This window comes from Wolbachia endosymbiont of Mansonella perstans (assembly GCF_020278605.1).
GTDB lineage: Bacteria > Pseudomonadota > Alphaproteobacteria > Rickettsiales > Anaplasmataceae > Wolbachia.
This window is the reverse complement of the sequence record NZ_JACZHU010000037.1, coordinates 1-9598: the sequence shown is the minus strand read 5'-3', so window position 1 is coordinate 9598 and position 9598 is coordinate 1. Positions and strand designations below refer to the sequence as shown.

Annotated in this window: 11 protein-coding genes; 6 read left to right on the top strand and 5 right to left on the bottom strand. The window is 35.3% G+C overall.

Translation table 11 applies throughout. The features are described from left to right. Nucleotides 1–183: 183 nt before the first annotated feature. Complete coding sequence (gene gpmI, locus IHO13_RS02965; RefSeq protein WP_225538205.1) at nucleotides 184–1752, top strand: 2,3-bisphosphoglycerate-independent phosphoglycerate mutase; 1569 nt, start codon at nucleotides 184–186, stop codon at nucleotides 1750–1752. A 22-nt stretch (nucleotides 1753–1774) separates the two neighbouring features. On the opposite strand, the gene IHO13_RS02960 is transcribed toward gpmI, so the two are convergent. The 3 genes from IHO13_RS02960 to fabD all read right to left on the bottom strand — a co-directional run bounded on the left by IHO13_RS02960 (nucleotide 1775) and on the right by fabD (nucleotide 3568). After that, nucleotides 1775–1957, bottom strand: a complete 183-nt coding sequence (locus tag IHO13_RS02960) for a hypothetical protein (RefSeq protein ID WP_225538204.1) — start codon at nucleotides 1955–1957, stop codon at nucleotides 1775–1777. Nucleotides 1958–2298: 341 nt separating this feature from the next. Continuing rightward, nucleotides 2299–2523, bottom strand: coding sequence for a hypothetical protein (locus IHO13_RS02955; RefSeq protein ID WP_225538203.1), 225 nt, complete (start codon nucleotides 2521–2523; stop codon nucleotides 2299–2301). A gap of 64 nt (nucleotides 2524–2587) precedes the next feature. Beyond that, nucleotides 2588–3568, bottom strand: coding sequence for an ACP S-malonyltransferase (gene fabD / locus IHO13_RS02950; protein ID WP_225538202.1), 981 nt, complete (start codon nucleotides 3566–3568; stop codon nucleotides 2588–2590). Between the two features lie 128 nt (nucleotides 3569–3696). Here fabD and rpmE point away from each other — a divergent pair, with 128 nt between their 5' ends. The 4 genes from rpmE to IHO13_RS02930 all read left to right on the top strand — a co-directional run bounded on the left by rpmE (nucleotide 3697) and on the right by IHO13_RS02930 (nucleotide 7285). Then, a complete protein-coding gene (gene rpmE / locus IHO13_RS02945; protein WP_225538201.1) occupies nucleotides 3697–3909 on the top strand; it encodes a 50S ribosomal protein L31 in 213 nt (70 codons plus the stop codon). A 23-nt stretch (nucleotides 3910–3932) separates the two neighbouring features. Further along, nucleotides 3933–4727: an NAD kinase gene (locus tag IHO13_RS02940; RefSeq protein ID WP_225538200.1), complete on the top strand. Its 795-nt coding sequence runs from the start codon at nucleotides 3933–3935 to the stop codon at nucleotides 4725–4727. 93 nt (nucleotides 4728–4820) lie between these two features. Further along, the gene (locus IHO13_RS02935; RefSeq protein ID WP_225538199.1) at nucleotides 4821–6125 is read left to right on the top strand and encodes a hypothetical protein; all 1305 of its coding nucleotides are present in this window, start codon (nucleotides 4821–4823) and stop codon (nucleotides 6123–6125) included. Between the two features lie 128 nt (nucleotides 6126–6253). Beyond that, a complete protein-coding gene (locus tag IHO13_RS02930; RefSeq protein WP_225538198.1) occupies nucleotides 6254–7285 on the top strand; it encodes an extracellular solute-binding protein in 1032 nt (343 codons plus the stop codon). A gap of 46 nt (nucleotides 7286–7331) precedes the next feature. On the opposite strand, the gene IHO13_RS02925 is transcribed toward IHO13_RS02930, so the two are convergent. Then, nucleotides 7332–7952, bottom strand: coding sequence for a hypothetical protein (locus tag IHO13_RS02925; protein WP_225538197.1), 621 nt, complete (start codon nucleotides 7950–7952; stop codon nucleotides 7332–7334). Between the two features lie 257 nt (nucleotides 7953–8209). On the opposite strand from IHO13_RS02925, the gene IHO13_RS02920 reads away from it, so the two are divergent. Continuing rightward, nucleotides 8210–9106 (top strand): aspartate carbamoyltransferase catalytic subunit, encoded by an 897-nt coding sequence (locus IHO13_RS02920; protein ID WP_225538196.1) that lies wholly within the window; start codon nucleotides 8210–8212, stop codon nucleotides 9104–9106. Nucleotides 9107–9312: 206 nt separating this feature from the next. Here the strand turns inward: IHO13_RS02920 and IHO13_RS02915 are convergent, their stop codons facing one another. Beyond that, on the bottom strand, nucleotides 9313–9483 hold the full coding sequence (locus IHO13_RS02915; protein ID WP_225538195.1) for a hypothetical protein: 171 nt from the start codon (nucleotides 9481–9483) through the stop codon (nucleotides 9313–9315). Nucleotides 9484–9598 lie beyond the last annotated feature (115 nt).

Genomic DNA, 9598 nt, shown 5'->3' with positions numbered 1-9598 from the left:
TTCGTTTCTATTGAATACCAATGCTCTGTCAAAAGTTTGTTATGCGAGAAATCTAATGTTGTTTTGCTCACATATGTGATATTTGATAACTCTTCCTTTACAAATTTTATGTCACGCAATATAGAAATTGTGGAAAGAGTTTGTTTTTGGTATCATGTTATATCTATAGAATTCCAGCACCGTATGAACTTTAAATCGGTTGTTTTATGTATACTAGATGGCTGGGGAAATGGAATAGAAAATAGTGAATATAATGCTATTAGCAATGCAAAGCCACCCTGTTGGCAGTATATTGGCTCTAAATACCCAAAATGCAGTTTATCTGCCTGTGGAATCGATGTTGGGCTACCAGATGGTCAAATAGGTAATTCAGAAGTTGGCCATATGAATATTGGCAGTGGCAGAGTAGTGATGCAAAGCCTACAGCGGATTAATCAAGAAATAGGAACAATAGAAAGCAATGCAAATCTACAAAGCTTTATTGGCAATTTAAAAAGTAAGCATGGCGTATGCCATATAATGGGATTAGTGTCAGACGGTGGCGTTCATTCGCATCAAAAACATATTTCAACTCTAGCAAATAAAATATCCCAACACGGAATTAAAGTGGTGATACATGCATTTTTAGATGGCAGAGATACATCACCAAATTCGGGGAAAAAATGCATTCAAGAATTTGAAGAGAGTATAAAGGGCAATGACATAAGAATTGCTACTGTCTCTGGACGTTATTATGCTATGGACCGTGATAACAGGTGGAAAAGAACAATTGAGGCTTATGAAGCTATCGCATTTGCAAAGACACCTTGTCACAATAGTGTGATGTCGTTGATTGACGATAATTATCAAAACAACATAACTGATGAGTTTATCAGACCTGCAGTAATAGGTAACTATCAAGGTATAAAGCCAGAAGATGGAGTGTTACTGGCTAACTTTCGTGCCGATCGAATGATACAATTGGCAAGTATTTTGCTTGGTAAAACAGATTTCTTGGATGCCATTCCAACATGTGACGCTGGAATTTATGGTCAAACTGCTCAGATGACAGAAGACTATAAACAAAAACCATTTTCTTCGATTCTAAGTATGGTGGAATACAAAGCGGACTTAAAAATTCCCTGTCTTTTTCCTCCTATATCCTTTGCCAACACTCTAGGACAGGCAATAGCGGATAATAAACTACGACAGTTGCGTATTGCTGAAACTGAAAAATACGCTCATGTAACTTTCTTTTTCAACTGCGGCAAAGAAGAACCTTTTCCCGGTGAAGAAAGAATTCTCATTCCTTCACCAAAAGTTAAAACTTATGATTTGCAGCCTGAAATGTCAGCCTTTGAGCTCACAGAAAAGCTTGTAGAAAAAATTTATTCCCAAGAATTCTCACTGATAGTTGTAAATTACGCTAATCCTGATATGGTAGGTCATACAGGTAACATGAAAGCAGCTCAGAATGCTGTGCTAGCTATAGATAATTGCCTTATGAAAGTGCTCAATGCTGCTGAGGAAGTAGGTAATGCTGCGCTCATTATTACGGCAGATCACGGCAATGTTGAGTGTATGTTCGATGAAGAAAACAACACACCTCATACATCACATACTTTGAATACAGTTCCATTCATTGCATGCTCTGATTCTTATAACAATCTGAAGCTGAGAGATGGAAAGTTATCTGATATCGCTCCCACTATTTTACAGTTACTTGGAATTAAAAAACCAGACGAAATAACAGGTAGTTCATTGATTGTATAAGCAGCCAATACCCTTTATGTTATTATAATTCTACTGTCAAGAATTGATTTGCATTTGGAAATAAAACACTGTGCAAAGCAGATAGCATATCTATTTGCTGCTCTAAATGACCATGCTCTGCTTCCACATTAGAGTACCGAATATCGTTTTCTCCAGCATATACAGATAAAGAACCATCGTCTTCAACCATTTTGTTGCTTTGCAATATTATATTGGAAACTTCCTTCTGTTTTAAAGCTTCGAATCAATCTTCAACTGTCGCGTAGAAAAACTCACCGTTCCGCTCTCTGGACATATTTCTCGATAAATCTTCAGTACATTACGGAAAAGTGGCGGAGAAAAATAGCTTTTGAATGAGTAGCTAGAAGAGTTGTAGTTATTATGCAAAGCGATGACCGGTCTTGATCAGGAAGCAAGAAATCTAAAAATTTTTCTGCAAAATTTCCAACTACTTTCAAAGCATCTTCCGAAAAATTGCCAAATTATTTTAAACTAGCCTCTGCACTCACGTCGTCAAATACACGGTTGGGATTAAACTCACACTTTTCACCATTTAAATTCTACATTACGTAAAGTACCATCGCCATGAATAATATACAACATCCTTCCACCAAATTGTTGTATTATGCGCTTGCCGGCCTCTTTTGAATTTACCTCATTTTGATGCACGTTAATAAAATTAATTCCACTTATGTCATCACTTTCAATAAAAAGTTTAATTGTGGTACTGCCTAATGTTAGGTTGTGTTCTTTAGTGTTAATATTTGTCACACTTTCCACCCTCACCTTAATTGATAGAATTAACAATCAGCCTTATTTGTGCTAGCTATACGCTTTAACTTAAACTAACTTCTAGATTTTCCGCTGTCAACACTAACGATTCATTAAGAAAATTATCAATATCACTAATGCTACCTATATTTTTTGTACTAATGGATTGATCAATTCTTTTAACTAGATTAGATAAAACTTTATTAGGCCCAATTTCAACGAATTTGTTAACGTCACGGTTTACCATATATAAAACCATCTCTCTCCACCTTACTCTGCTCATGATTTGCTTAGCAAGCAAATCTCTTATTATTTTTGGGTCACTTTCTTCTTTGGCTGTAACATTTGATACAAATGAAATTAAAGGTCGAGCTACTGTAATGCTTTCCAAAAATTCCAAAAGTTTTTCATCAGCAGGTTTCATAAGAGATGAATGAAAAGGCCCACTAACTTGCAATTTAATTAGTTTCCTTACGCTTGAGTTTCTGAATAAATCGGGTAACATTTCAAGAGCTTCCGCAGTGCCGCTTACCACTACCTGTCCACCGCCATTATCGTTTGCAATTTGACAAACCTTTTCAATTTTTGCTGATTTCAATATATCTTCTACTTCGCTTATCTCTGCTCCAAGCAATGCAACCATTCCGCCTTTACATTTCAGAGAGGCTTCATGCATCGCTTCACTGCGAACTTTCAGCAGCTTGACTGCAGACTCAAGAGTCAATGCTCCTGCAGCACATAGTGCTGTATATTCTCCAACTGAATGTCCACAAACATGCTGAACGTTGCAATCAGATAAAAGAGATCTGCCAAACACATGCTCCATAACACGTAGCGTTGAAATTGACACTGCCATTATAGCTGGCTGAGCATTTTCTGTGATAGTCAATTCTTCAATAGGGCCGTCAAAAATTAAACTAGATAACTTTCTACTTAGTATACTATCTACTTCATTAAATACCTGTCTTGCAACAGAGAATTCACTATATAAACTCCTTCCCATTCCTACAAACTGAGAGCCTTGACCAGGAAAAGCAAAAATCATAATAATTATTATTTATTTTTCATCAAGTATACTACTTTATTTATTTTTCGTCAATATTTTAGAATAACAATTGACTTAGTGGATCGAATCTACTAGAATATTAATTAGCAAAAAGTTTGTAGGTAGCAATGGTAGAAATTGATTATCATAAGATTACTATAATTATGACAAATGGTCAAAAGTTTGAAACTCGTTCCACTTATGGAAAGAACGGTGATAAGGTAAAACTTGATAGAGATCCTCTAACCCACCCTGCATGGACTGGAAGTTTGACAAGTGGATCGGCAAGCAAAACCAGCAAAATAGCTAAGTTTAATGATAAGTATGGAGGTATCTTCTAGTTTTGCTTCTTTCTGAGTGAAGCATGCATAAATATAAAAATATAGCCTATGTTGCTTCTGAGTCACCAAAATCGCAGGAAGTATCCAAGCTGTTACAAAAATTTAATCTTATCAATATAACAGAGGAAAATAAATCCGAAATTGATCTACTCATAGTTGTTGGCGGTGATGGCTTTATGTTACGCACCCTACATAATTACGTAATAGGAAATAAAAACATACATGTATATGGAGTAAATACTGGTAACGTTGGATTTTTGATGAATAAATGCTTTAGCCGCAGCGAAGATCTAACTGATAACATAGAATACACAATCCCAACTCAGCTCACTTTGTTAAAAATGGAAGCTACAGATATAGGTGGCAAAAAATATCATTACATAGCATTAAATGAGGTATATGTTTTTAGAAAAGCGAATCAAATAGTAGAAATGAATGTTACTATCAATGACAAGTTAAAAGTAGAAAAATTTAGAGGGGATGGAATAATATTGTCTACCCCAACCGGTAGCGCTGCATATAACTTTTCTGCCGGAGGTCCAATTTTACCATTAAACTCAAACTTACTTGCACTGACCTCTGTTAATAGCTATCACCCAAGGCATTGGAACGGAGCGTTAATCTCAAGTGATACAGTAGTACAAATTGACATTAACGACGTGGAAAATCGTCCAGCACTTGTAGTATCAGATTACAAAGAGTTTCGTAATATATCACAAATAAAAATGCAGAAAGACCATGAAAACACAGTTACTCTACTTTTTGATAGAGATTATTCATTAGACAAAAGAATCTTTGATAGGCAATTTTTATACTAAATTTTTCATATTTATTCTTAAATTAGTATTTACTACATCTTAACAACTATAGTGTAATCAACACAGCATTAGTAATTAATTTCGGAGAGTAATATGCTAAAATCAGTCACAGGAGAATCCCAAGTAAAATTAACTTCCTACGAGAAAAGGGGTGAAGATAGCGAGACAGCACCAAAAACTCTGCCACAAGTAGCACCTAGAACAACTACTCCAGGAAAAAATGAGAACAAAATTATACAACCTACAAATCCATTTGATGAATCAAATTCTGAAGGTGAAGAAGAGGAAACATCAAGGTCATTGGACAGTGGAGTAGATAATCGAAGTTTGAAAAGATCAGTTTCCGAAGGGACGATATATAGCCTACCTTGGAATAATAATAAAATATTGAAAGATTTGAAAAGATTACCCGCCAATAAACTTAGCAGTGGTTCAGGTACGCCTCCAACTTCTCTCACACCAAAAGGTGATGGTGATATTGAAAGTAGTGAAGTAGATTCAACAACTCCTTTAATCAACTCAAGTAAAAAAACAAACAGATTTTTGCCAAGAGTAAAATACACCATGCAGCAGAAGGGCTTTATAATTTCTAGTGTAAGTGCTATTGTACTTGGTGCATCTACAGCTTTAGTATCTTTGCAAGATAAAGCAAAGTTTATCCCATTTTTTACGAATAGCTCTAGATATGTTACCATACCAGTCATTGTACTCGCTTCATTGCTTGCGATTATTCCAATATTTTGTGCAATAAAACAATTTAGAAACACTGAGGAATATCAAACCCAAGGAAAAAATTCGGATGAGATTTTAGACGAAATGTTGGAGCTCCAGCCAAAGGATAAAGTAATAAAATCTGTAAGATTGGAATATAGCAATGGCACTCATTCAAACTTCGCACTTAACGCTTGGAAAGCTAAAAACGGCTTCATTAACATTGATGAAAAAGTAATCAGTAGAACTAACAAAATAGAATCAGTAATCAACAATAGGCCAATATTTACTGCATTGTTAACTGGCGTAGTTGTTGCAAATATCGCGCTTCCTTTAGGGCTACTTGCAATAGATGGCGTTAATAATGTACAAAAATTTTATCGGAATCTTTTGAATCACAACGTAGGATTATCATTACTTATAGGCTCAGGTATACTTACATTATTAATCATATGCCTTGATGTACATTACCATAACAAAACAAATTGCACTAATCTTATATATTCTCTAGAAGAGATCAACACTGAAAACGTTAACAAGGAATTCATTAAAGAAATAAAACGCGAAAGAACAAATGTTCTTGAGGAAAATCACAGTAAAGACGCTAAGCGCAGCAGCTTAACGCTTGAGCAAGTCGTGGTTCAATATCACAATTATCCAAATGTTGTTTACGGTGTTGGTGGATAAATAAATTCTCTACAAAACATTAATGCTCCTTAATTGGGGCGATAATTCTTATGTATTAAGCAAATTTTACATTTGCTAAAGTCTCCCTATTTGAGTATCTTTAACTATAAGAAACTATTATGTTCAATATGAAAAGAGCTTTAATATTCACATTTCTAATAACAGTTGTATTAATAGTCGTTGCTTACTTGTACAAGAACAGTGAAACTGACAATTCACGAGTGGTGAATGTTTATTCATCACGTAAAGAAGAGTTAGTACGCACTTTATTTGACGAATTCACAAAAGATACGGGCATCAAGGTACGTTATATTATTGATGATTATTCTCAATTGCTCTCACGCATGGAAAATGGTGGTGAAGCTGACTTATTTTTGACTGCGGACGCAGTGAATTTAATTTTAGCAAAAAAAAGAGATCTTCTGTCCCAGGTAGACTCAGAGGTTTTGAAAAGTGCTATACCTGCAAAATTTAGAGATAGTGAAAATTATTGGTTTGGTCTCACAAAAAGAACTAGAATATTAGTTTATAATAAAGAATCAGTAGACCCTAAGGATCTAAGTACTTACGAAGACCTAGCAAATGAGAAATGGAAAGGAAAAATATTAGTACGTTCTTCTACGAGTCCATATAACCGATCATTGATTGCTTTTATGATTGCAAACGATGGTTTTGAAAAGGCAAAAGAATGGGTCTGTGGAATTGTGAGCAATATGGCAAGAAAACCAAGTGGTGGCGATACTGACCAAATCCACGCTGTAGCTGCTGGTGAAGGAGATGTTGCAATAGTAAATAGCTATTATTTTGCAAGGATTCTTTTATCAGGGCATGGAAATAAAAGGAATATTACAGACAAGCTAGGGGTTTTCTTCCCTAATCAAAATGATAATGGCGTAATGGTGAATATTAGTGGTGCAGCGGTAACAAAAAACTCAAAAAACAGAGAAAATGCTATAACTTTGCTGGAATTTTTAGTAAGCAAGCAAGCTCAAGAACTATATGCTAAAAAAAATCAGGAATATCCTATTGTTGAAGGTATCGAAACTTCCGACGTATTAAAATCTTGGGGGAATTATTTACAAAGTAACTTACCTCTCAGCAAACTTGAAGAACACCTGCTAGAAGCTGTCATGATAGCTGACGAGTTTAAATGGAAGTGATGCTCAGTACATCGGACAAGAAGATTTACGTTGATGCCATGTCGATTTAACTGCTTCTAATATCTTGTCCTTTATCCATTAAGCTTTCTTGTGCAAGCTTTTTGGTTGCAGGGCCAAGAATTTGTTTATTACCTGGTTCCAGCTTTTTATTACCACCTTCTTTTTCATTACCTGCAGCTCTCTCAGTTGGAGTTCCTATTTCATTAGTTGACTTTTCTATTTCCCCTTCTTTCTCAGAACCTTTCATATTATCTACTGCCTGTCTTCCTGCATCTAATATGCCTTTTCCCGCAGCACTCAATACATCATAACCTGCATCTGGTGCTTTTTCTTCTGCCCCTTGAATAAGCTTACCACCTGATATATCGTTAACAATTATAAGACCCATGGCAATTATACCGCCAATTGGTCCCCTAAGCAGAAAGCCAATTGCAATAACACCAACTCTCTTTGCAATAGTACCAGCTTGAGATGCGAGTCTTTCTAAACAACCTAGTTGTCTTTCTTTTTTGCTTTCCTTGTTGTTAGACCCATCAAGTCCATTATTGGAAGCAGGGTTTTCGGTTTTATTATTCTTCCTATAATTACCATATGCTAAATCTCCAACAACAGAACCAACAACTGGAATAGAAAAAGCAGCAATTGTGAGCGCCATTTTCCACGGCATGTAATCTAGTATTTACCTTCTCAGGCTAGTCTTCTCATTTTTCTTTTCAGTTTTTACAACCATTTTCAACCTCATTTGTTATTAACATACTAACTATAATAAAACCAGAGTACTAATTATCAATTAATACCAGTTTTTATTTTAATGCAATGCCTATTTATGCTCAGCTAAAATAACTGTTGTGCAGGGAACTTATTGAAAAAAGGCAATAAGGAGGTAGAATGAGTTGAATGGCAATCGTACAATAAAAAGAAATTATGAGCGATAGAAAGAATCTGCTAAGCATACAGGATCTCACAATCAATGATGTAGAAAATATAATTAAGCTAGCTGGTCAATACCTGAAAAATGAAGCTGCAAATGGGCATATCTTAGAGAATAAGGCAGTAATAAATCTATTTTTTGAAGATTCAACACGTACTCTTACATCTTTTGAAATAGCAGCAAAAAGTCTTGGAGCAAATGTTATAACTCTGCCGATAAAATCTTCTTCTATTAATAAAGGAGAAAATTTAAAAAATATGGTGAAAACGTTAAATGCAATGAATCCTGACTATATAGTAATCAGGCAAAAAAACAGCGGTACTTTGAGTATGCTGGCCGAGCATGTTAGTTGCTCGCTAATCAATGCAGGTGATGGAAGCAGTGAACATCCAACTCAAGCCCTTGCAGACTATTTTGTAATCAGTAGTAATAAAAAGCAAATAAAAGATCTCAAAATTGCAATATGCGGAGATATTTTGCACAGCAGAGTTGCAAGATCGAATATAAGATTATTAAAAATGTTTGGAGCAAAAATATGCTTAGTTGCACCACCAACTTTGATTTGTAGATATTTTCCTGAGGTAGATTCAGTCCATTATTCACTAATTGAAGGCATAAAGGATGCCGATGTAATTATGCTTTTGAGGTTGCAGAAAGAGCGCATGAATAATGGTTGTTTTATTCCTTCAGAGAGAGAATATTTTCGTTTATATGGGCTTGATTTACGAAAGTTGTCATACGCAAAACCAAGTGCGATAGTTATGCATCCAGGGCCAATAAACAGAGGGATCGAGATCAGCAGTGATATAGCAGATCATATTATTCTACAGCAGGTAAAATTTGGATTGGCAATACGCAAGGCAGTGCTACATTATTATAGTTCTTGCTAATATCAAAAAAAGTGTGTAATTCTGTAGTAATTTATACTTAGCTTAGTATAATAATCTCACGTACATGTGGGATTCTGCATTAAAACAGCAGCCCTTTATGTGTATTAACCCACGTTAAACGAGTTATGATCGTGATAAGCGCAATCGCTTGCGCAGTTAAATATTTCTTCCAAACCATTTTCTAGATAAGCATTATATTCATTGTGTTAATCTGAAAATGAAGCACTACCTTGCGTTTCTAAACTAACACCACTTGTGTCTGACAGCAACTCATAGTTTAAGTTATCCATTTTTGTAATACTACTTATTACCTTGCCCTCTTTATCAGATATAGCTAAGTCATAATGATCGCCATTTTTCATTATTTTGATGGACACTTATCTTCAGGCAACGCTATACACTTCTTCGTATCGCTATCGCGAATTACGAACTTGCCATCTTGAAAGTAATATTTGTCTTCTGGCAAAGCACCAACCTTATATCCAGATTTGG

Bases quoted from the DNA above. Each gene is read 5' to 3' on its own strand.
- gpmI (WP_225538205.1), top strand. From the start codon at position 184: ATGAACTTTAAATCGGTTGTTTTATGTATACTAGATGGCTGGGGAAAT.
- fabD (WP_225538202.1), bottom strand. From the start codon at position 3,568: ATGATTTTTGCTTTTCCTGGTCAAGGCTCTCAGTTTGTAGGAATGGGA.
- rpmE (WP_225538201.1), top strand. From the start codon at position 3,697: ATGGTAGAAATTGATTATCATAAGATTACTATAATTATGACAAATGGT.
- IHO13_RS02940 (WP_225538200.1), top strand. From the start codon at position 3,933: ATGCATAAATATAAAAATATAGCCTATGTTGCTTCTGAGTCACCAAAA.
- IHO13_RS02935 (WP_225538199.1), top strand. From the start codon at position 4,821: ATGCTAAAATCAGTCACAGGAGAATCCCAAGTAAAATTAACTTCCTAC.
- IHO13_RS02930 (WP_225538198.1), top strand. From the start codon at position 6,254: ATGAAAAGAGCTTTAATATTCACATTTCTAATAACAGTTGTATTAATA.
- IHO13_RS02925 (WP_225538197.1), bottom strand. From the start codon at position 7,952: ATGCCGTGGAAAATGGCGCTCACAATTGCTGCTTTTTCTATTCCAGTT.
- IHO13_RS02920 (WP_225538196.1), top strand. From the start codon at position 8,210: ATGAGCGATAGAAAGAATCTGCTAAGCATACAGGATCTCACAATCAAT.